General features: G+C 60.8%; 23 protein-coding genes and 1 tRNA gene. 10 read left to right on the forward strand and 14 right to left on the reverse strand.

The window, feature by feature from the left end; genetic code table 11:
* Nucleotides 1-72: 72 nt before the first annotated feature.
* Together C5748_RS24145 and leuD are read right to left on the reverse strand one after the other, a co-directional pair.
* Complete coding sequence (locus C5748_RS24145; protein WP_105745121.1) at nt 73-495, reverse strand: metallopeptidase family protein; 423 nt, start codon at nt 493-495, stop codon at nt 73-75.
* A 107-nt stretch (nt 496-602) separates the two neighbouring features.
* Nucleotides 603-1,208, reverse strand: a complete 606-nt coding sequence (gene leuD, locus C5748_RS24150; RefSeq protein ID WP_105745123.1) for a 3-isopropylmalate dehydratase small subunit — start codon at nt 1,206-1,208, stop codon at nt 603-605.
* A 228-nt stretch (nt 1,209-1,436) separates the two neighbouring features.
* On the opposite strand from leuD, the gene C5748_RS24155 reads away from it, so the two are divergent.
* Both C5748_RS24155 and C5748_RS24160 read left to right on the forward strand, forming a co-directional pair.
* Nucleotides 1,437-2,342, forward strand: a complete 906-nt coding sequence (locus tag C5748_RS24155) for an HpcH/HpaI aldolase/citrate lyase family protein (RefSeq protein ID WP_342588381.1) — start codon at nt 1,437-1,439, stop codon at nt 2,340-2,342.
* A complete protein-coding gene (locus C5748_RS24160) occupies nt 2,339-2,545 on the forward strand; it encodes a DUF1737 domain-containing protein (RefSeq protein ID WP_105745125.1) in 207 nt (68 codons plus the stop codon). The genes C5748_RS24155 and C5748_RS24160 overlap by 4 nt, the downstream gene beginning before the upstream one ends.
* A gap of 165 nt (nt 2,546-2,710) precedes the next feature.
* Here C5748_RS24160 and C5748_RS24165 read toward each other — a convergent pair whose 3' ends face one another.
* Entirely contained in the window at nt 2,711-4,762 is a 2,052-nt protein-coding gene (locus tag C5748_RS24165; RefSeq protein WP_105745127.1) for a M3 family metallopeptidase, read from the reverse strand.
* A 348-nt stretch (nt 4,763-5,110) separates the two neighbouring features.
* On the opposite strand from C5748_RS24165, the gene mgtE reads away from it, so the two are divergent.
* From mgtE to ppa, 4 genes are all read left to right on the forward strand, one after another.
* Nucleotides 5,111-6,511: a magnesium transporter gene (gene mgtE, locus C5748_RS24175; protein WP_105745129.1), complete on the forward strand. Its 1,401-nt coding sequence runs from the start codon at nt 5,111-5,113 to the stop codon at nt 6,509-6,511.
* Between the two features lie 211 nt (nt 6,512-6,722).
* Nucleotides 6,723-8,555 carry a translational GTPase TypA gene (typA, locus tag C5748_RS24180; RefSeq protein WP_105745131.1) on the forward strand — a complete coding sequence of 611 codons (1,833 nt, stop codon included), beginning with the start codon at nt 6,723-6,725 and terminating at the stop codon, nt 8,553-8,555.
* A gap of 161 nt (nt 8,556-8,716) precedes the next feature.
* Nucleotides 8,717-9,223, forward strand: a complete 507-nt coding sequence (locus tag C5748_RS24185) for a GNAT family N-acetyltransferase (RefSeq protein ID WP_105745133.1) — start codon at nt 8,717-8,719, stop codon at nt 9,221-9,223.
* Nucleotides 9,224-9,361: 138 nt separating this feature from the next.
* The gene (gene ppa / locus C5748_RS24190) at nt 9,362-9,898 is read left to right on the forward strand and encodes an inorganic diphosphatase (RefSeq protein WP_105745135.1); all 537 of its coding nucleotides are present in this window, start codon (nt 9,362-9,364) and stop codon (nt 9,896-9,898) included.
* A gap of 56 nt (nt 9,899-9,954) precedes the next feature.
* Here the strand turns inward: ppa and C5748_RS24195 are convergent, their stop codons facing one another.
* Nucleotides 9,955-10,296, reverse strand: a complete 342-nt coding sequence (locus tag C5748_RS24195) for a DUF167 family protein (protein ID WP_105745180.1) — start codon at nt 10,294-10,296, stop codon at nt 9,955-9,957.
* Complete coding sequence (locus C5748_RS24200; protein WP_105745137.1) at nt 10,293-10,583, reverse strand: YggT family protein; 291 nt, start codon at nt 10,581-10,583, stop codon at nt 10,293-10,295. The genes C5748_RS24195 and C5748_RS24200 overlap by 4 nt, the downstream gene beginning before the upstream one ends.
* A gap of 247 nt (nt 10,584-10,830) precedes the next feature.
* Between C5748_RS24200 and C5748_RS24205 the strand changes: the two genes are divergently transcribed.
* Nucleotides 10,831-10,906: transfer RNA gene (locus C5748_RS24205), tRNA-Ala, on the forward strand.
* Between the two features lie 249 nt (nt 10,907-11,155).
* Nucleotides 11,156-12,142 (forward strand): cysteine synthase A, encoded by a 987-nt coding sequence (cysK, locus tag C5748_RS24210; protein WP_105745139.1) that lies wholly within the window; start codon nt 11,156-11,158, stop codon nt 12,140-12,142.
* A 598-nt stretch (nt 12,143-12,740) separates the two neighbouring features.
* Here the strand turns inward: cysK and C5748_RS24215 are convergent.
* The 6 genes from C5748_RS24215 to C5748_RS24240 all read right to left on the reverse strand — a co-directional run bounded on the left by C5748_RS24215 (nt 12,741) and on the right by C5748_RS24240 (nt 17,547).
* Complete coding sequence (locus C5748_RS24215) at nt 12,741-13,622, reverse strand: 3-hydroxybutyryl-CoA dehydrogenase (RefSeq protein WP_105745141.1); 882 nt, start codon at nt 13,620-13,622, stop codon at nt 12,741-12,743.
* 164 nt (nt 13,623-13,786) lie between these two features.
* Nucleotides 13,787-14,716 (reverse strand): electron transfer flavoprotein subunit alpha/FixB family protein, encoded by a 930-nt coding sequence (locus tag C5748_RS24220; protein WP_105745143.1) that lies wholly within the window; start codon nt 14,714-14,716, stop codon nt 13,787-13,789.
* Between the two features lie 150 nt (nt 14,717-14,866).
* Nucleotides 14,867-15,616: an electron transfer flavoprotein subunit beta/FixA family protein gene (locus tag C5748_RS24225; protein WP_105745145.1), complete on the reverse strand. Its 750-nt coding sequence runs from the start codon at nt 15,614-15,616 to the stop codon at nt 14,867-14,869.
* Between the two features lie 211 nt (nt 15,617-15,827).
* Complete coding sequence (locus C5748_RS24230) at nt 15,828-16,409, reverse strand: cob(I)yrinic acid a,c-diamide adenosyltransferase (protein WP_105745147.1); 582 nt, start codon at nt 16,407-16,409, stop codon at nt 15,828-15,830.
* 21 nt (nt 16,410-16,430) lie between these two features.
* A complete protein-coding gene (locus tag C5748_RS24235) occupies nt 16,431-16,631 on the reverse strand; it encodes a twin transmembrane helix small protein (protein WP_105745148.1) in 201 nt (66 codons plus the stop codon).
* 58 nt (nt 16,632-16,689) lie between these two features.
* Nucleotides 16,690-17,547 (reverse strand): SDR family oxidoreductase, encoded by an 858-nt coding sequence (locus tag C5748_RS24240; protein ID WP_425350299.1) that lies wholly within the window; start codon nt 17,545-17,547, stop codon nt 16,690-16,692.
* A 126-nt stretch (nt 17,548-17,673) separates the two neighbouring features.
* Here C5748_RS24240 and C5748_RS24245 point away from each other — a divergent pair, with 126 nt between their 5' ends.
* Complete coding sequence (locus tag C5748_RS24245; protein ID WP_105745152.1) at nt 17,674-18,537, forward strand: YihY/virulence factor BrkB family protein; 864 nt, start codon at nt 17,674-17,676, stop codon at nt 18,535-18,537.
* A 53-nt stretch (nt 18,538-18,590) separates the two neighbouring features.
* Here C5748_RS24245 and C5748_RS24250 read toward each other — a convergent pair whose 3' ends face one another.
* A complete protein-coding gene (locus C5748_RS24250) occupies nt 18,591-19,502 on the reverse strand; it encodes a DMT family transporter (RefSeq protein WP_105745154.1) in 912 nt (303 codons plus the stop codon).
* A 136-nt stretch (nt 19,503-19,638) separates the two neighbouring features.
* On the opposite strand from C5748_RS24250, the gene C5748_RS24255 reads away from it, so the two are divergent.
* Nucleotides 19,639-20,118 carry a YaiI/YqxD family protein gene (locus C5748_RS24255; protein WP_105745156.1) on the forward strand — a complete coding sequence of 160 codons (480 nt, stop codon included), beginning with the start codon at nt 19,639-19,641 and terminating at the stop codon, nt 20,116-20,118.
* A gap of 7 nt (nt 20,119-20,125) precedes the next feature.
* On the opposite strand, the gene C5748_RS24260 is transcribed toward C5748_RS24255, so the two are convergent.
* Both C5748_RS24260 and tlpA read right to left on the reverse strand, forming a co-directional pair.
* Entirely contained in the window at nt 20,126-20,746 is a 621-nt protein-coding gene (locus C5748_RS24260; RefSeq protein ID WP_105745158.1) for a LysE family translocator, read from the reverse strand.
* Between the two features lie 73 nt (nt 20,747-20,819).
* Complete coding sequence (gene tlpA, locus C5748_RS24265; protein WP_105745160.1) at nt 20,820-21,512, reverse strand: thiol:disulfide interchange protein TlpA; 693 nt, start codon at nt 21,510-21,512, stop codon at nt 20,820-20,822.
* Nucleotides 21,513-21,541: the final 29 nt, after the last annotated feature.

The raw sequence follows: 21,541 nt of genomic DNA on the forward strand, positions 1-21,541 counted from the left end.
CCTCGGGACAAGCCCGAGGATGACGGCGGATTTGCGGGAGCGCTGCCTTGCCGATGTTCCAACGAAATCCGATTACTCCGCGCTTGCCTCGATCTTTTCCATGTCGTCGTCGGAAAGGCCGAAATGATGGCCGATCTCATGGATCAGCACATGCGTGACGATATCGCCCAGGGCCTCCTCGTTTTCGGCCCAATAGTCGAGGATGGCGCGGCGATAGAGCGTGATCTTGTTCGGGTCGTCGCCGGTCATCATCGTGAAGCGTTCGCCGATGCCGCGCCCTTCGAAAAGGCCCAGGAGATCGAACGGCGTCTCCAACCCCATATCGTCGACGATCTGGTCTTCGGGGAAATCGGCGATCTGGATGACGATATCGCCGCAAAGGCTGCGAAACTGCTCGGGCAGATGCGCCAAAGCCTCGATCGTCAATGATTCCATTTCATCGAGCGAGGGTGAAAACCGCTTAGCCCAATCGCCGGTCTGATCGGAGCGGGCCATGTATTCTCCTTTTCGTCTGGCACCGCTCACATATCGGTGGCGGTGCCAGGAATGTGGCGATGAAAAGCTCATGCCAAAAAATCAGGCCCCAAGCTCAGGCCCCAAACTCAGGCCCAAGGCCGTTTTTCGGCGTTCTGCACCTCGAACCGGGCGATGCTGGGCGCCTTTTCCATCGTCAGGCCGATGTCGTCGAGACCATTGAGCAGGCAATGGCGCTTGAAATCGTCGAGATCGAATGTGATCGAGCCGCCATCGGGGCCGCTGATTTCCTTGGTTTCCAGATCGATGGTCAGCGTTGCATTGGCGCCGCGCGAGGCATCGTCCATCAGCTTGTCGAGATCGTCCTGGGTGACGGTGATCGGCAGAATGCCGTTCTTGAAGCAGTTATTGTAGAAGATATCGGCGAACGAGGTCGAGATGACACAGCGAATGCCGAAATCGAGAAGCGCCCATGGCGCATGCTCGCGGGACGAGCCGCAACCGAAATTATCGCCGGCGACAAGGATCTGCGCCTTGCGGTAGGCGGGCTTGTTGAGCACGAAATCCGGGTTTTCCGAACCGTCGTCGAGATAACGCATTTCCGCGAAAAGCCCCGTGCCGAGCCCGGTGCGCTTGATCGTCTTCAGGTAATCCTTGGGGATGATCATGTCCGTATCGACATTGATGATCGGCAACGGAGCGGCAACGCCGGTGAGCTTGGTGAACTTGTCCATAATCTGACCTGTCGGCTTGATATTCTTTCCAAGCGCAACGCTTTACACCAGCTTGGCGCGGAGTAAAAGTCCCAAGCGCCCGGCGGCAACGCTGGCGAGGATTCGTGGGGTCCGGCGGCGGGCGCTTTCCCGCCCCACGGTCAGATAGACGAACAGGCGCACGCTTTCAAGAGAGCGGAATCCATCGGCTCGACGCTTGCGCAGCACGACGGATGAAGGCAAAAAGCAATGATGAAGAAGATTTCGCGTCCGCGCCGTTCCGTGCTCTATGTTCCAGCTTCCAATCCAAGGGCAATGCAGAAATCCGTCACGCTTGCGGCCGATGCCATCATCTTCGATCTCGAGGATTCGGTGGCGCCCGAAGCGAAGGCCGAGGCCCGCGAAGCGCTGCGGGCGCATTTCCGCGAGCACCCCGTCGCTGCCTTTGAGCGCATCATCCGTATCAATCCCCTTGTCTCGCAATGGGGCGGGGAAGACATTCTCGCCGCGCGCGCCTGCAATCCGGATGCGATCCTGCTCCCCAAGGTCGATCATCCGCGCAACCTGATCGAGGCGGCGACCGCACTCGACGAAGCCGATGCCGCCTACACGATGGAGCTCTGGGCGATGATCGAGACGCCGCGCGGCATACTCAACGCCGACGAGGTGGCGCGGCTCGGCTCGCATTCCTCGGCACGGCTTGGCTGTTTCGTCATCGGTCCCAACGATATCGCCCGCGAGACAGGCGTGGATCTCACCGGCGGGCGCATGTTCCTGGTGCCCTGGCTGATGCAGATCGTGCTGGCCGCGCGCGCCGGCGGGCTCGATGTCCTCGATGGCGTCTACAATGATTTCGGCGATGCCGAAGGTTTCGCGCGCGAGTGCCGGCAGGGTGCCGCGATGGGCTTTGACGGCAAGACGCTCATCCACCCCTCGCAGGTCGATGCGGCGAACCGTTCGTTCTCGCCCGATGAAACGGAGATCGCCGAGGCCCGCGCCATCGTCGAACTTTTCATGCGGCCGGAAAACGCCGATAAGGGCGTCCTGTCTTTCGACGGCCGGATGGTCGAGCGGCTGCATCTCGCCCAGGCCGAAAGGCTCCTGGCAAAGGCAAATATGATCGCAACGCCAGATAAGGATATCCAGAGAAGATGAAGCTCTACCGATTTATCACCGGACCCGACGATTCCCAGTTCTGCCACCGCGTCACGGCGGCCTTGAACAAGGGCTGGCAACTGCATGGAACGCCGGCCTACACCTTCAACGCCGCAACCGGCACGCTGCATTGCGGCCAGGCCGTGATGAAGGAAGTCGAAGGTGTCGATTATACGCCGGAGATTAGGTTGGGCGAATATTAAGTTAGAATGGCGCCGAGCGCCCTCGTCCTTCGAGGCTTCATTTCGCTTCGCTCCACTACGCACCTCAGGATGAGAGCTACTTGGAGCGCCGCCTTCCTTCACCCTCATGGTGAGGTGCGAAGCGAAGCGGAGCCTCGAACCACGAGGGTGAAGGGCATTACGCCCTCAACCCAACCCACGTTTCGCAATCATCGCGTCCGGTGTCGGCATCTTGCCGCGAAAGGCCTTGTAGAGGTTTTCGGGGTCGCGTGAACCGCCAGCCGAATAGATATATTGTTTCAACCGCGCGGCGAGTTCCGGATTGAAAGCGTCGCCGGTCTCCTCGAAGGCGCTGAACGCGTCGGCGTCGAGCACCTCCGACCACATGTAGGAATAATAGCCCGCCGCATAACCGCCGCCGGAAAACACATGGGTGAAATGCGGCGTGCGGTGGCGCATGATGATCGCATCGGGCATCGAGAGTTTCTTCAGCGTCTCGGCCTCGAAGGCCAGCGGGTCCGTCACCGGTTCGCCGCCCGCATGAAACGCCATGTCCACCAGCGCCGACGCGGTGAACTCCACCGTGTCGAAACCGGCATTGAATGTCTTCGCCGCCAGCATCTTGTCGAGAAGCGCCTTGGGCATCGGCTCGCCGGTGCGGTAGTGCAGCGCGTATGTCTCCAGCACCTCCGGCACTGTCAGCCAATGCTCGTAAAGCTGCGACGGCAGTTCGACGAAATCCCGCGAAACCGCGGTGCCTGATATGGCCGGCCACGTCACATCGGACAACAGCCCGTGCAGCGCGTGGCCGAATTCGTGGAACAGCGTGCGCGCCCCGTCGAGCGACAGCAAGGCCGGCTCGCCCTTCGGTGGCTTGGCGAAATTCATGACATTGTAGATCATCGGCTCAGCAAAGCCATCGAGCTTGTGCTGTGACTGCAGCGCGCTCATCCACGCACCCGACCGCTTCGACTGGCGGGAAAAATAATCGCCCATGAACAGGCCGCGGCGGCTGCCGTCGGGGTTTTTCACTTCCCAGACACGCACGTCCGGGTGCCATGTCGGGATGTCCTTCTTTTCCTCGAAATGGATGCCGAACAACCGGGTCGCGACGGCGAACGACGCCTCGATGATCTTTTCCAGCTGGAGATAGGGCTTCAGTTCCGCCTCATCGAAAGCGAAACGTTCGGCGCGGCGCTTTTCCGCATAATAGCGCCAGTCCCACGGCGCCACCTTATGATTGCGGCCTTCAGCGGCGATCAGCCGTTCGAGTTCGGCCTCGTCTTGCGCTGCGCGTGCCCGCGCCTTTTCCCACACCGGTTCGAGCAGTTCCATCACCGCTTCGGGCGTTTTCGCCATGGTGTCGTCGAGCTTGTAGGCGGCAAAGCTTTCATAGCCGAGCAGCTTCGCCATTTCGGCCCGCAGTGCCACCGTCTCAGCCACGATGGCGCGGTTATCCGATGAACCGCCATTCTCGCCACGCTTGGCAAAGGCATGGAACGCCTTTTCGCGCAATGTGCGGTTTTCCGAAAACGACAGGAACGGCTCGATAATGGAGCGCGCCAATATCACCGCCCAGGCATCCGGCCGTCCCCGCTCCTCGGCAGCGCCGCGCATCGCATGGCGCACGAAGTCAGGCAGCCCGGCAAGATCGGCCTCGTCGGTGATGAACAAGGCCCAATCGGCCTCGTCCTTCAGCACATTCTGTCCGAACTGCGCGCCGAGCGCCGCCAGCTTCTCGTTGATATCGGCGAGCAGCATTTTGCCCGCATCGTCGAGTTTCGCGCCGCTGCGCACGAAGCGCTTCCAGATCTTTTCCAGGACGCGCAGCGTTTCCTCATCGAGATCGAGCGTGTCGCGCGCCGCGTAAAGCGCATCGATGCGGCCGAACAGGCGGCTGTCCATCATGATCTTCGAATAATGCCGTGAAAGCTTCGGCGCGATCTCGCGCTCCATGGCCTGGATTGTCTCGTTGGTATACGCCCCGGCGCGCAGCCAGAAGATCGCGGAGACGTGTTCGAGCGCCTTGCCGGTAAGCTGCAGCGCCTTCAGCGTATTATCGATATCGGGCTTTTCCGTGGCTGCGGCAATCGCTTCGATCTCGGCCAGATCCCCGGCAAGTGCGGCATCGAAGGCAGGCCCGAAATCATCGTCGGAAAAGGCGGTGAAATCCGGAAGGCCGAGAGGCCCGGACCAATTGGAGAGAGCGGTATTGACGGCGGCTTTCGTGTCGGACATGGGGCGAGACTCCAATCAGTTCGGCGGATATGATGCGCTTTACCATCTCAGAGTCTGTTTGAAAACGGATTGGGCCCTGCCACAAGATGGGACGCCTGCCGCGCGAGGCCCCGATGCCGCAGCATCAGGCAGATATGCGACCCTTGACTTTGACGGGGCTCGGGAGCAAATCAAGCCGGTGCTGCCGCTGCGTTCCGTGGTGGCCGTTTTTTAACCGGAGTTCGACTCTCATGCCAAGCGACAGTCACAGTCGATTGTCTCAGCCGTCATCGGCAGATGTGATCTGATCGCCTGCGATCGGTTTGTCACGATCTGCCCATGACGGCGGATCGACGGAAAGGCAACCCGATGACCCCAAATAGCTTCTCCCCGGACGTCACCCCACCGGAATTCCGCGATATCGCCGATCTTCCGGCGGCGGCGATGGCACACCGCCTCGCCGGAATGCGTCCCGCCGATGCGATCGAGATCCTCAATGATCTCGACATCGACGTCGCCATCGCGGCAATCGCCCATTTGCCACATGAGCAGGCCGTACGCCTGCTCGACCAGCCGGAGCTTCGCAGGACCGGCGAAATCCTCGAGTATCTGCCGCTGCATCTGGCCGGCAGTTTTCTCGACGCCATGTCGGCGGACCGCGTGACGGATATCTTCCAGGAACTGGAGGACCCTACCCGCACGCGCCTTTTCGCCATTCTCGGCACGGAGACCAAGGCCGCGCTGAAAAAGCTGCTGCACTATCCGCCCGATACCGCCGGCAGCCTGATGACGACCGAATTCATCTCCGTGCCCGCCATCTGGACGGTTTCCCGGACGCTGAAACACATCCGTGAGGTGGAGCGCACGCGCGAGACGGTTTACGCCATCTATGTCGTCGACCCCGAGACCAAGGTGCTGCAGCGCGTCGTGACATTGCGCCGCCTCATCACCAGCGAACCGGATGCTCCCATCATCTCGGTTGGACGCGACGAGAAGCCCGTTGCCATTTCGCCCCTGACCGATCGCGAGGACGTCGCCCGGCTCTTCCGCAAGCATGATCTGCTCGCCGTGCCGGTGGTCGGTGACGACAATCATGTCATCGGCATCGTCACCGTCGACGACGTGCTCGACGCCATGACCCAGGAGATGACCGAGGATGCGTATAAGTTCGGCGGTCTCGAGGCGATCACCAAGCCCTATATGGAGATCGGCTTCGTCGAGATGCTGAGAAAGCGCGGCGGCTGGCTCTGCGTGCTTTTCCTCAGCGAGATGCTTACCGCGAGCGCCATGCAATATTTCGAGGTGGAGCTGGAAAAAGCCGTGGTGCTGGCGTTGTTCATCCCGCTCGTCATGAGCTCGGGCGGCAATTCCGGGTCCCAGGCGACGTCGCTGCTGATCCGCGCGCTGGCGCTTCAGGACATCAAATTGCGCGACTGGTGGAAAGTCGCGCTGCGGGAACTGCCGACCGGGGTCGCGCTCGGTGCGCTGCTCGGCATCATCTGCGTGATCCGCATCGCCACATGGCAGATGCTCGGCTTCTATGATTACGGGCCGCACTGGATGCTGATCGCCGCCACCATCGCCGCAGCATTGGTCGGCATCGTCACCTTCGGCTCGCTGTCGGGATCGATGCTGCCCTTCATCCTGCAAAGGCTGGGTTTCGATCCCGCAAGTGCTTCGGCGCCCTTCGTCGCGACGCTGGTCGACGTCACCGGACTGGTCATCTATTTCAGCGTGGCCTTGATCTTTCTGTCCGGCACATTACTTTAAGGTCAGTTCAGGAAAAGCGGGAACGGCTCCCCCAGGGGGATCTTACCCAAGAAAAAACCCGATCTCCCCGGATGCTCCATGCGCCGGGCAAGTTCCCGCTAACCTATAAATGCGCCGCCCCCTTTCGCAGACGCGTAAAACCCTGTATGCAGCGCGGCAAATGACAATGGCGTTCGCATGGCGGCGTCCTAACCCCATACAGAGAACCTTTATGCAACTGCGCAACATCGCGATCATCGCCCACGTCGATCATGGGAAAACCACCCTCGTCGACGAGCTCCTGAAACAGTCCGGCTCGTTCCGCGAGAACCAGCGCGTTGCAGAACGCGTCATGGATTCGAACGATCTGGAAAAGGAGCGCGGCATCACGATCCTCGCCAAGGCGACTTCGGTCGAGTGGAAGGGTGTGCGCATCAATATCGTCGACACCCCCGGCCACGCCGACTTCGGCGGCGAAGTCGAGCGTATCCTCTCGATGGTCGATGGCGCGATCGTTCTGGTCGATGCGTCCGAAGGCCCGATGCCGCAGACCAAATTCGTGGTCGGCAAGGCGCTGAAGGTCGGCCTGAAACCCATCGTCGCCATCAACAAGATCGACCGTCCGGACGGCCGCCATGAAGAAGTCATCAACGAAGTCTTCGATCTCTTCGCCAATCTCGACGCCACCGACGACCAGCTCGATTTCCCGATCCTCTACGGCTCGGGCCGCGATGGCTGGATGAACGTCAACCCCGAGGGACCGAAGGACCAGGGCCTGGCCCCGCTGCTCGATCTCGTGCTCAAGCACGTTCCGGAGCCTGATGTCGGCGACGAAGACGGCGCGTTCCGCATGATCGGCACGCTGCTCGAGGCCAACCCTTTCCTCGGCCGTATCATTACCGGCCGCATCCATTCCGGTTCCATCAAGCCGAACCAGCCGGTCAAGGTACTGGCCCAGGACGGCAAGACCGTCGAAACCGGGCGTATCTCCAAGATTCTCGCCTTCCGTGGCATCGAGCGTACGCCGATCGATGAAGCGCACGCGGGCGATATCGTCGCCATCGCCGGCCTGTCCAAGGGCACCGTCGCCGACACGTTCTGCGACGCTACAGTCACTGAGGCGCTTCATGCCCAGCCGATTGATCCGCCCACCGTCACCATGTCGTTCATCGTCAACGATAGCCCGCTGGCCGGCACCGAAGGCGACAAGGTGACGAGCCGCGTCATCCGCGACCGCCTGTTCAAGGAAGCCGAAGGCAATGTCGCGCTGAAGATCGAAGAAGCCGAGGGCAAGGATTCGTTCTACGTTTCCGGGCGCGGCGAATTGCAGTTGGCCGTTCTCATCGAGACCATGCGCCGCGAAGGCTTCGAGCTCGCCGTTTCCCGTCCGCGCGTCGTCATGCACAAGGACGAAAACGGCACGCTGATGGAGCCGATCGAGGAAGTCGTCATCGATGTCGATGAAGAGCATTCCGGTGTGGTCGTGCAGAAGATGTCCGAACGCAAGGCCGAAATGGCTGAGCTTCGCCCCTCGGGCGGCAATCGCGTTCGCCTGGTGTTCTTCGCGCCGACCCGTGGCCTGATCGGCTACCAGTCGGAGCTTTTGACCGACACCCGCGGCACGGCGATCATGAACCGTCTGTTCCACGATTATCAGCCCTATAAGGGCCCGATCGGCGGCCGCAGCAACGGCGTGCTGTTGTCCAACGCGTCGGGCGAGGCGGTTGCCTATGCCATGTTCAACCTGGAAGATCGCGGCCCGATGATCATCGAGCCGGGCGAAAAGGTCTATGCCGGCATGATCATCGGCATTCACAGCCGGGACAACGACCTCGAAGTCAACGTGCTGAAAGGCAAGCAGCTCACCAACATCCGCTCTGCCGGAAAGGACGAGAGCGTAAGGCTGACCCCGCCGATCCGCATGACGCTCGATCGTGCGCTGTCCTGGATTCAGGATGACGAACTGATGGAAGTGACGCCGAAGAACATCCGGTTGCGCAAGACCTATCTCGACGCCAACGACCGCAAGCGCTTCGGAAAGAGCCGCACCGCCGGCGCCGCATAAATCGCAGCATGACGACATGAATAAGAGACGACGGCGCCATGATCCGGCGCCGTTTTCTTTTGTCCCGATACCGTCCCTGCTTTACGGCAGCTTCACCAGCTTGGGGATTGCATTGTCTTTTTCATTGCCGCTCATGGCGGCTGTGCGTATGGTTAGGAGCCATGACGACACTGTCCATCGATATAAGGCGAGCCGCCCTCAACGACGCGATAGCGATCGCGGACGTGCACGTTGAAGCCTGGCGCGGCGCTTATGCCGGAATCATCCCGCACAAGGCGCTCAACACCATGTTGCAGCGCCGCAGGGCGGAATGGTGGGCGCGCGCCATCCGCCGTTCCACGCAGATATTGGTCTCCGAGGTCGGCGGCGAAGTCGTCGGCTACGCGACGCTCGGCCCGAACCGGGCGCGCCAGCTCGCCCAGAAGGGCGAGATCTACGAGCTTTACATCAAGCCCGAATATCAGGGCATCGGCCTTGGCGGCCGGCTGCTCGGCACCGCCCGCCGCTGCCTTGCCGATATGGGCCTCAAAGGCACCGTCGTCTGGGCGCTCGAGGACAACACGCTCGCCCTTTCCTTCTATCGCGGCGCCGGCGGCCGCGATATTGCCGAAGGTGTCGAATGCTTCGACGGCAAGACGCTGAAGAAGATCGCTTTCGTCTGGAATTAAGGGAGTATATTTCTTTTAACCTATTCCCTTACTCCCCTATGCCCCTAATCCCTTTTTATCCCCTTTCCAGCCCGTTTCGTTTTTGTTGCGCCGCGACATGAAACCCGTTATCAGGGCGCGAAACGAAAGGATGTCTCCATGAATATCGATGCCATCTCAATCGGCTCCAACCCTCCCGATGACGTCAATGTCATCATCGAAGTGCCGGTTGGCGGTCAGCCGATCAAGTACGAAATGGACAAGAAGGCCGGCGCGCTCATCGTCGACCGCTTTCTCTACACCCCGATGACTTATCCGGGAAATTACGGCTTCGTGCCGCATACGCTTTCCGAAGATGGCGATCCGATCGATGTTCTGGTCTGCAACACGCGCCAGCTAGTGCCGGGCTGCGTTATCAATGTGCGCCCCATCGGCGTGCTCGTCATGGAAGACAATTCCGGCAAGGACGAGAAGATCATCGCCGTCCCCGCGCCGCACCTGACGCAGCGCTATGAGAAGGTGCACAATTATACCGATCTGCCGGAGATCACGCTCAAGCAGATCGCTCATTTCTTCGAGCACTACAAGGATCTGGAACCCGGCAAATGGGTCAAGATCGGCGATTGGGGCGATGAGGATTATGCCCGCCAGTTCATCACCGAAGCCATCGAGCGCGCCAAGACCAAGCAGGCCTGAGCGTTCTTGTCGGCTGATTTGTATAAAGCCCGTCTAACGACGGGCTTTTCGCTTTTTCAGCCTGTTTGATTCCTTGCTGCTTCGGTCAAGCCAAGCGCCTCAAGCTTCCGGAGCAACACGGCGGAATCCCCCGTCACACGCACCTGTTTCAGCCTGGACGTCGCCCCGCTTGTCACCGCGACGCTGCCGCCGGCCACGCCGAGCGCCTTGGCGAGCAGCTTTTCCAGCGCCTTGTTCGCCTTGCCGTCCTCGGGCACGGCGCGGACCCGCGCCAGAATATGGCGCCGCCCGTCCGCGGCCTCTCCGACCCCTTCCACCGCATCCCTGGCTGATTTCGGCGTCAGCCGCACGAAGACGGTGATGCCGTCCTTTGTCGCGCGGAAGCAGCTTTCCGTCAAATCAGCATCGGCGCGATCGTCGTCCAAAGAAGCTGGCGGATGAAAAAGATGATCAGGAGAAGGACGATGGGTGAGATATCGATCCCGCCCAGATTGGGCAGGAGATTGCGGATCGGCCGGAACGCCGGCTCCGTCGCCCGGTAGAGGAAATCACCGATAGATGCCACGAAGCGGTTGCTGGAATTGATGACATTGAAGGCATAGAGCCACGAAAACACCGCACTGGCGATGATGATCCAGGTATAGATGCTGAGAGCCAGGTCGACGGTGCGGATCAGTGCGAGCATGAATATCTCCTTGAAGTCATCGACATGTAGCGGCTGCGGGTTTCGAGGACAAGGCCAAACGGAGAGAACGCTTATCGGGAAATTAAAGCCCGCGGGAAAGGCAGATAGGGAATTGCGATCAATGAGTAGAGCAAAAACACGGCTCGCCGATCCCTACTCACTATTCACTCCGCCACTGCCCGATCGACACACATCATTCTTGACAGCGCCCCGTCACCGCCCCTAAATGCCGCTCGCATCGGTGGACGGGGCTGTAGCTCAGATGGGAGAGCGCGTCGTTCGCAATGACGAGGTCAGGGGTTCGATCCCCCTCAGCTCCACCAATGCCGTTCCGGCTTCTGGAAACGCCGATGATCGCGCTCGGCAGGAAAATGGGAAATTCCCTGCAGGGGCGACTGGTCCCGCAAAATAGCTGAGACCGTTCTTGTCTCGTCAACTCAGCGTTCTTTTTTCATCTGGACCATCTTTTGGATTTTTATTCCAAAGGATGCTTCACATGCGAACAGCCGCAACTAGGTTTTTCCGCGCATTCGCCATATTATCGGAACAGAAAAAATCAGGGAGACGACCTCATGAACAAGCCCGTAGCCTCAAAAAATGCGCGCGTACCGGGTCGCGGCCGCGTTTATGATTCCATTCTCGACACGATCGGCGACACACCGCTCGTCCGCATCGACAAATTCGCCAGGGAAAAAGGCGTCGAGGCCAATCTGCTTGCCAAGCTCGAATTCTTCAATCCGCTGGCGAGCGTCAAGGACCGCATCGGTCTGGCGATGATCGAGGCGCTTGAAGAAGCGGGGAAGGCCATCCCCGGCAAGACGACGCTTGTCGAGCCGACATCCGGCAATACCGGTATCGCGCTTGCCTTTGCCGCCGCCGCCAAAGGCTATCATTTGATTCTGACCATGCCGGAAACCATGTCGGTCGAGCGGCGCAAACTGCTCAAGCTGCTCGGCGCGGAACTGGTGCTGACCGAAGGCGCCAAGGGCATGAAGGGCGCCATCGCCAAGGCGGAGGAACTGGTTGCGGAAAATCCTGATGCCATCATCCCGCAGCAATTCGAGAACCAGGCCAACCCGGAGATCCACCGCCGCACCACGGCGGAAGAAATCTGGAACGACACCAATGGCGAGGCCGACATCCTGATTTCCGGCATCGGTACCGGCGGCACGATCACCGGCGTCGGGCAGGTCATCAAGGCCCGCAAGCCTTCCTTCCAGGTGGTGGCGGTCGAGCCGAAGGATTCCCCGGTTCTCTCCGGCGGCAATCCCGGCCCGCACAAGATCCAGGGCATCGGCGCCGGTTTCGCGCCGATGATTCTCGACACGTCCGTCTATGACGAAGTCGTCCAGGTTTCCAACGATGATGCCTTCGCCAATGCAAGGCTTCTCGCCCGCCTGGAAGGGATCCCGGTCGGCATTTCCTCGGGCGCGGCACTTGCGGCCGCCGTTGAGGTCGGCAAACGTCCCGAAAACAAGGGCAAGAATATCGTCGTCATCATCCCCTCCTTCGCCGAGCGCTATCTCTCGACCGCGCTGTTCGAGGGGCTGGATAGCTGACCGCTGGAGCAGCGGCAGTTTAGTTATTGGCGATCAATTGCAGGCGTTTCCGCCCGCAGAACGGTTGCTTCTAGGGACAAAAACATCTCATTTCCGTCATTCCTGTGCTTGTCACAGGAATCCATGCCTCACCGATGCCGCTGTTGCTACGGTTGGAATAGGGTGTTTGCCACCGTCAAGAGTAAGGAACGCCTGAACGCATCGTTTCCGCCTGAAAATGAACTGCTCTAGACGATTCCACCAAAGCAGGAACCGCTCTCATGGAAAAAGGCCGGAGCATTGCCGCTCCGGCCTTTTTCCACTTTATTCCGTCGGGATGCTCCGCTCAGTGACGCAAACGCCCGGCGCAGGCCGGGCCCGGTCCGCGCATATAGTGGCGCTCGGGCCGATAAGTCGGCACCAGAAATTCACGAATGAGGGTCGCGCTGTGACGCAGTTGAACGAGAATGCTCATCGGCCTGTACCTGAAATTTGTAATTCATATCTGCCGTCTTGGAGCGGCTGGCTCCAAGACTGATTTAAAGACAAATTTAACGGATAAAGGTGAATACGGCGTGAACGCGGAGGGTTAAAATATCGTGAATGCCGTCAGCGGCCCCTATCGCGTCGGCACGGGGTGCTCGCCGCGATAGTCGTAGAAGCCGCGGCCGGCCTTGCGGCCAAGCCATCCGGCCTCGACATATTTCACCAGGAGCGGGCATGGCCGGTATTTCGAATCGGCCAGTCCCTCATAGAGCACCTGCATGATCGACAGGCAGGTGTCGAGCCCGATGAAATCGGCGAGCTGCAGCGGCCCCATCGGATGGTTGGCGCCCAGCTTCATCGCCGTGTCGATAGCGTCGACCGAGCCGACGCCCTCATAAAGCGTATAGATCGCCTCGTTGATCATCGGCAGCAGGATGCGATTGACGATGAAGGCCGGGAAATCCTCGGCAACCGTGATCGTCTTGTCGAGGCTGGCGACAAAGGCGCGGGCGGCTTCGAATGTCACATCCTCGGTGGCGATGCCGCGTACCAGTTCGACCAGCTTCATCACCGGAACCGGATTCATGAAATGGATGCCGATGAAGCGTTCGGGGCGATCGGTCGTGGAGGCAAGGCGGGTGATCGAGATGGAGGAGGTGTTGGTGGCCAGAAACGCTTCCGGATTGAGGCTCGGGCAAAGCTGCGCGAAGATCTTGCGCTTGACGGTCTCGTCCTCGGTCGCCGCCTCGATGGCGAGATCGACGCCGGCGAGATCCTCCATGCGGTCCGCCATGCGGATCCGCGTCATGGCTTCGCGATGGTCCTTCTCGTCGAGCTTGCCGGAGGAAACCTGCCGGGCCATATTGCCGTTGATCGTCGCGATGCCGTTTTCCAGCCGTTCCGATGAAGCATCGTGCAGAAGCACGTCATAGCCGGCAAGCGCACAGACATGGGCGATGCCGCTACCCATCTGCCCCGCGCCGATGATCCCGATCTTCTTGATTGTCGCGCCCATATTTCCACCCATCTTGTTTTGTTTTGTGCAGTGCAAAGTAAATGGCCGGGGTAGAGTTCGTCTACCCCGGCCATCATAATTTAATCGATCGATTATTAAAGCCTCAAAGCAAGTCCAGGAAAAGTGTGAAGCGGTTTTCCCAAGGCTTGCGCTAAAGCGCGCCCCTAAAGCGCCTTTTCGAGTTGCGGCAGGATTTCGAAGAGGTCGCCGACAATGCCGTAATCGGCAACCTGGAAGATGGGCGCTTCCTCGTCCTTGTTGATGGCGACGATGATCTTGCTGTCCTTCATGCCGGCGAGATGCTGGATCGCGCCGGAGATGCCGCAGGCGATGTAGAGGTCGGGCGCAACCACCTTGCCGGTCTGGCCGACCTGCCAGTCGTTCGGCGCATAGCCCGCATCGACGGCGGCGCGCGACGCGCCGACGGCAGCGCCCAGCTTGTCGGCGACGGGCAGGATCACTTCCTTGAATTTCTCCGACGAGCCGAGCGCACGCCCGCCCGAGATGATGATCTTGGCCGATGTCAGTTCCGGACGGTCGCCGCCGGAAAGCTTTGCCTCGACGAAGGACGAAAGACCCGGATCACCGGCAGCGCTGACGCTCTCGACCGCAGCAGAGCCGCCTGTCTCCGCGGACTGGAACGACGATGTGCGCACCGTGATCACCTTCTTGGCGTCATTTGCCTGCACCGTCTGAATGGCGTTTCCGGCATAGATCGGACGCTTGAAGGTGTCTGACGACACCACTTCGATGACATCGGAAATCTGCATCACGTCGAGAAGGGCCGCGACGCGCGGCAGGATATTCTTGCCGTTGGTGGTCGCCGGCGCGATGATCGTGTCGTAATTGCCGGCGAGCGAAACGATGAGCGCCGCGGTCGGCTCGGCCAGGCGGTTTTCCAGCTCGGGGCTGTCGGCAAGCAGAACCTTGGTGACGCCCTTGAGCTTCGCCGCCTGGTCGGCAACGGCTTTCGCGCCCCGGCCTGCCACCAGCACATGCACGTCGGAGCCGATGGCAAGAGCCGCGGTCAGCGCCTTGGCGGTCTGGTCGGAAAGGTGCTGGTTGTCGTGTTCGGCAAAAAGAAGAATGGCCATTGTTTTATCCTTTAAATTGCTCTGTCCCGGAAACCTGTCAGGGCCTGCCGAAAATGGTGGGGCGCGAGAACCGGAGCGGAGCGTACTTTTGGTACGTGAGCACCGGAAGCGCAGCGCCACACCATTTGCAGGCGGGCCTCACGGGTTTCCCTAGAGAACGCCTGCTTCGTTCTTCAGCTTGTCGACCAGTTCGGCGACGGAGGCGACCTTGACGCCCGCCTTGCGGCCGCCCGGCTCCTCGGTCTTCAAGACCTTCAGGCGCGGCGCGGTATCGACGCCGTAATCGGCCGCCGTCTTTTCATCGAGCGGCTTCTTCTTCGCCTTCATGATGTTGGGCAGCGAGGCATAGCGCGGCTGGTTCAGGCGCAGATCCGTCGTGACGATGGCCGGCATCTTGATCTCGACCGTCTGCAGGCCGCCGTCGACTTCGCGGGTGACCTTCGCCGAGCCGTCTGTGATCTCGACCTTGGAAGCGAACGTGCCCTGGCTCCAGCCGAGCAGCGCCGAAAGCATCTGCCCCGTCTGGTTGGCGTCGTCGTCGATCGCCTGCTTGCCGAGGATCACCAGCTGCGGCTGTTCCGCCTCGACGACGCCCTTCAGGATCTTCGCCACCGCCAGCGGCTCGACCACATCGTCGACCTTGACCAGGATGCCGCGGTCGGCGCCCATGGCGAGCGCGGTGCGGATCGTTTCCTGCGACTGCGCCGGTCCGATCGACACCGCCACGATCTCCTCGACCTTGCCGGCCTCTTTCAGGCGGATAGCCTCTTCCACCGCGATCTCGTCGAACGGATTCATCGACATCTTGACATTGGCCAGCTCGACGCCCGAACCATCGCCCTTCACCCTGATCTTGACGTTGTAATCAACTACACGCTTAACAGCGACGAGCACCTTCATGCGTCTGACCCTCTCGAATGAACTCTTTGACGGATATACCGTCCTGGACAACCGCCCACTTGCCGGAAGCCGACATGAAGGCACCGAAAATGGACCGTCCTGGGGTGCGGATGCGACATTGAATGTATCCGTGCCCCTCAATCCGTGTTTGAACCGGGCGGGACCGTAATTGTGATTGACGTGCACGTCAATCACCGTTCTTTTGCTGGCTTCACCGGTTCTGGCCGGGCACCCACAACACGTCGCGCGCGCCATTGTCGTTGACCACGCGGGCGGCGACGAAAAGGAAATCGGAAACGCGGTTGATATATTGCAGTGCTTCCGTGGTCACCCGCTCGCCCGGCTTCTGCGCGAGTTCGACCATGATGCGCTCGGCGCGCCGCGAAACGGTACGCGCCAGATGCAGCGCGGCGGAGGCAGGCGTGCCGCCCGGCAGGACGAAGGAGCGCAGGGGACTGAGGCCGGCATTCAGCTGGTCGATCTCGCTTTCCACCCGCAGCACCTGCGCCTCGATGATGCGCAGCGGCTCGTAATCGAGGGCAATGCCGTCATCGGGCGTCGAAAGATCGGCTCCGAGATCGAACAGATCGTTCTGGATGCGCGACAGCATGGCGTCGAGCTCCGGATGGCTCTCGCCCGTATGAAGCCGCGCCAGGCCGACACAGGCATTGGCCTCGTCGACCGTGCCATAGGCTGCAACGCGCAGATCGCTTTTGACGCGCCGCTCGCCATTGCCCAGCCCCGTCGTCCCGTCATCGCCGGTGCGCGTATAGATCTTGTTCAATTTGACCATCTGCCCTCTCCCCTCCGTGGCTCAACCGCTCACATGGCGTCCGAAATAGATCGCAGCGACGATCAGCACGACGGCGATGAACTGCAGGAGCACGCGCAGCTGCATCATCTTGTTGGAAAAATTGGCGTCACCGCCGCGCATCATATTGCGCAAGCCGACAAAGAGAACGCCTGCGACGGCGACGATGGCGACCATCGCTGCGATCTTGAACAGGAAGTCCATTTCCGTTTCCTTTCAGTACTTCCGGCCAGTATTTCTGGAAGCCGTTATGCATTGCCGCTCAGGATTGGTCCGCAAGCATCCGGTAGAACATGCGGGCGGGCATCAGCCGCCGCGCCAGCGCGCCGAATTTCGCCGGCCGTGTCACCAGATAATGGGGCCGCGGTCGTGGATTTTCCAGCGCGTCACGCAATACCGCATAAACCGCCTCGGGGCCAAGCTTCGACTTCGATTTCGTGCCGCCGCTTTTCAGCTTCGCCAGCTGCCGCTCGTAATCGGCGTGATGCACGGAATTCGCCGTATCGATATTCTTCTCGACCCACTGCGCCGCATTGTAGGTAAAGCGTGATTCGATCGGCCCCGGCTCGATCAGCGAGACATGGACGCCCGATCCCTCGAGTTCCATCCGCTCGACCAGCGTCAGCCCTTCCAGCGCGAATTTCGAGGCGACATAGGCGCCGCGCCATTTCATCGGCACCAGCCCCAGAATGGAGGAGCAATGAACGATGCGGCCATGCCCCTGCCCCCGCATGACCGGAATGATCCGCCGCGTCAGATCGTGCCAGCCGAAGAAATTGGCTTCGAACTGTTCACGCAGCGCGTCGACGGGCAGATCCTCGACCGCGCCCGGCTGCGCATAGGCGCCGTTATTATAGAGCGCGTCGAGCCTGCCTCCCGTCTCGGTCAGGACGGCTTCGACCAGCGCCTCGATTGATTCGGGCTCGCGATAATCGAGGTAATATGCCTCCAGGCCATCGCGCCGCAATGTCTCCAGGTCCTCCGGCTTGCGCGCAGTGGCGAAGACCCGCCATCCGGCCTCCTTCAGTGCGCGGGCGCAAAACGCCCCGATGCCGGAGGAACATCCCGTGACAATGATCGTTCTGGGGATCGCTTCAGGCGTCGATATCGTCTGGTGCACCGGACCCTCTCTTGCATCTCGCGTGGATGGAGCTATTGCAGGCTTCCCATATCGCAACACCCGTTGCAATCTGCGCATCCCTGTTGCCGGCCTCCCAATTGCCGACCTGAAAGGAAAAATCTGCCAATGAGCAAAGTAAGGACGTTCCTGTGGCAGGTTTTATGCGATGCATTCGGCCATTTTAGTTCCGATGACGGCTGGGCGTTTGCCAGTCATATAGCGCTTTCCGGGCTGATGGCGCTGTTTCCCTTCCTGATCTTCGCCACCTCGCTTGCCAGCTTCCTCGGCGCCAATGCCTTCGCCGACACCGCCGTCCACGTCATTTTCGACACCTGGCCGGAAGCCATCGCCCGGCCGATCGCACACGAGGTGATGAACGTGCTGACCGTCCAGCGCGGCGGCCTTCTGACCGTCAGCGTCATCGCAGCCGCCTATTTCGCCTCCAACGGCATCGAGGCGCTGCGCATCGCGCTCAACCGGGCATATCGCGTCAACGATACCCGTTCGATCATCTTCTGCCGCCTGCAAAGCCTCGGCTTCGTCATCATCGCCACGCTCGGCCTGATGGCCATCAGCGTGCTTCTCATTCTAGCCCCGCTCGCGGTCCGGCTTGCCGAACAATGGTTTCCGGCCATTGCCCCCTACACCGGAAGCATCGGCATCTGGCGCTATGTGATCGCGGTTGCGGTCCTGGTGACCGGCCTTCTCTGCGTCCATATCTGGCTGCCCGCGGGCAAGCGCGGTCTTCTCGATATCCTGCCGGGCATCGGCCTGACATTGCTCGCCTGGCTGGCCGGCTCCATTCTTTTCGCCAAATATCTCGAGAGCTTCGCCAATTACGTCTCGACCTATGCCGGCCTCGCATCGATCATGGTGGCGATCGTCTTCTTATACATCATCGCGGCGATCTTCATCCTCGGCGCCGAAATCAACGCCGCGATCCTGCGCTATCGCAACCGCATGGCCTGGCGTGCAAAACGGAAGAATTGAAAATTGCCGTTACAGCGCCGCGCGCCCTTTGGCGCGCAAAGGGCGCTGTAGCTTTATTGAATCTGCGCATCGTGCTTTCCGAAAGCCGGCACCGGTTTTCGGGCCGATGCGCGGACGGTAGCCAGCGCCACGCCGAAAGTCGTGATCGCCATGCCGATGAACTGGACAAGGCTCAGCGTCTCGCCGAAGAGCAGATAGGCCATCAGCGCCGTCGTTCCCGGCACGAGATAGAACAGCGAGGCGACTTTCGACACAGCGCCTTGCCGGATCAGCACCATCAAGAGCAGCACCGCACCGATCGACAGCACCAGCACCAGCCAGGTCATGGCGAAAAGCAGCCAGGGCGACCAGATGACTTGATGGTCCTCCAGGAAGAATGAGGCGATGCCGGTCAGAACGGCGGCGGCCAGATATTGGATGGTCGCGCCGGTTTTCAGATCGACCTGCCCGACAAAGCGCTTCTGCCACACCGTGCCCGTGCTGATGGCAAGCACCGACAGGAACACAGCACCAATGGTGACGGCGTTGATCCCGCCGGAAGCGAGCGAGAATTTCGGCCACAGCACCATGACGACGCCGATGAAGCCGATGGCGAGACCGATCCAATGCCGCCGCTCGATCCTTTCGCCGAGCGTCGCACCGGCGATCAGCGTGGTGATGAGCGGCTGCAGCCCGACGACCAGCGCCGACATGCCGGCGGGCAATCCGCGGTGCACCGCCCAAAAAACGCCTGAGAGATAGATGCCGTGGATCAGGCAGCCGGCGACAGCGGCATGAAACGCACCGCGGCGGTTTGGCCAGGGACTGCCGCCGACCAGCGCCCACACGCCCAGAATGGCCGCCGCGATGGCAAACCGCACCGTCATGAAGCCGAATGGTTCAGCATAGGGCATCGCATAACCGGCGCCGATGAAGCCGGTGGCCCAGAGCAGGACGAAAAGCGCGGGGAAATATTTGACGGGCATGGTTTCTTCCAGAGATTCGCCCCTGCCTTTATTCCGCTCCGGCCCTGCAGGCCAGTTCATTATTTTGATCGCAGCATTCATTTGAAGAATAACGTGCGCCTTGCAACACCCGCCCGCCTCTGCCATCTGGTGGCGCATGAGTGATCGATCCCGCCCCATCACCATCTATGTCGATGCCGATGCATGCCCGGTGAAGGCAGAGATCTACCGCGTCGCGGAACGCCATGGGGTGAAAGTCTATGTCGTCGCCAACGCCTTCATTGCAGTCCCCCGCGATCCGCTGATCGAGCGGGTGATCGTGCCGAGCGGTCTCGACGTCGCCGACGACTGGATTGCCGAGCGCGCGGGTCCTGGCGCCATCGTCGTCACCGCTGATATTCCGCTGGCCAGCCGGGTCGTCAATGCGGGCGCTGCGGCAATCGCGCCCAATGGCCGCGCCTTCACCGAGGCCTCCATCGGCAACACGCTCGCCACCCGCAATCTGATGGAGGAACTGCGCTCCGCGGGGCAGATCACCGGCGGCCCGCCGCCCTTTGCCGCCCGCGACCGTTCTGCCTTTCTCTCCGCGCTCGACCTCGCCATTAACAGGTTGAAGCGCGGCGGCTTCACCGCGTGATCGGTTTTCAAGATGAACGCATCGTGGCGGTGGCAACGCCTGCGCCGATCAAAAGCGTTCCGCCGGCGCGGTTGAAGATGCCGATGGCGCGCCGACTGCGGAAGACGCTCCGCGCCCGCGTCGCCGCAAGCGCATAACCGAACGCGTTGACGAAAGCCAGAACCAGGAACGTCGCCTCGAAGATCGCCAGCTGCGTCATGAAATCCAGGTTCGGATCGAGGAACTGCGGCAGGAAAGCCACGAAAAACGTGATGCTCTTGGGATTGAGCGCCGTCACCAGCCAGGCATGCGCCAGCATCCGCAATGGCGATGCCGCGCCCTGCCGCACCTCGGCCTCCATCGTGCCGCCGGCGCGGAAAAGCTTGATCCCAAGCCATATGAGATAGGCCGCACCCACCCATTTGACCGCTGTGAAGATCGTGGCGGACGCCGCCAGCAGCGCGCCGACGCCAAGCATCGAAAGCGTCATGGCGGTGAAATCGCCGAGCGCCACGCCGAAAGCCATGGGAAACGCCGTGCGCCATCCCTGGCCGAGCGCATAGGAAACGACGAGCAGCACGGTCGGTCCGGGAATGATCAGGAGAATTGCCGATGCCGCGGTAAAGGCGAGCCAGATTTCCAAGGTCATGAACAACGCTCCGAATGGTCAGGAGCCAAGCAATCCATAGAAACTGCCGCCTGTCCAGAGCCTATTGCGTATCCTACTGGTTCATCGCCCTGGCCGCATCGACGAGCTTCTTCGCGTCGTCTCCGGCCCAATCGGCAGGACCGTTCATGGCCGCGATCTGGCAGCCATCCTTGTCGACGATCATCGTGACCGGCAGGCCGAAAGCGAGGTTCTTCCGCTTCAGCTCGTTGAAGACGCCCATTGTCGCGTCCCGATAGAATCCGAGCGAGTGGACGCCGATTTCCGAGAGAAAAGCCTTCGGCTTCGTATCGTCGCCCGTATCGATATTGATCGCGACGACCTGAAAATCATCGCCGCCTTGCGATGCCTGCAGCTGATCGAGCGCCGGCATCTCCTCGCGGCAGGGTGCGCACCAGGTGGCCCAGAGATTGACCAGCAGCGTCTTTCCCGCAAAATCGGCAAGTGTCATTTTACCGCCATCCGGCCCGGTGAAGGCGAGATCCTTCACCGATTGCGGCGTATCGGAGGCGCGCATCGCCGCGACCGAACCCGTCGCCGCCGCATCGAGAGATTTGGCGACATCCGCCTTCATCGCACACTGCCCGCCATCCGCGGTAGCCTCGATCGACGCTGCGACATTGCCAGATGGCCGTTCCATCACGTATACCGCCACGGCACCGGCGATAAGGCCAGCGAGACCGGCAAGAAGGATGAGCCTTCCACTTCCGGATTTTCCAGCTTTGTCGTTTTCGCTGTCTGCTGCCATATCCGTTGATCTCTTTCACGTTTCCATCC

It is taken from the genome of Phyllobacterium phragmitis (assembly GCF_002980495.1).
Lineage (GTDB): Bacteria > Pseudomonadota > Alphaproteobacteria > Rhizobiales > Rhizobiaceae > Paramesorhizobium > Paramesorhizobium phragmitis.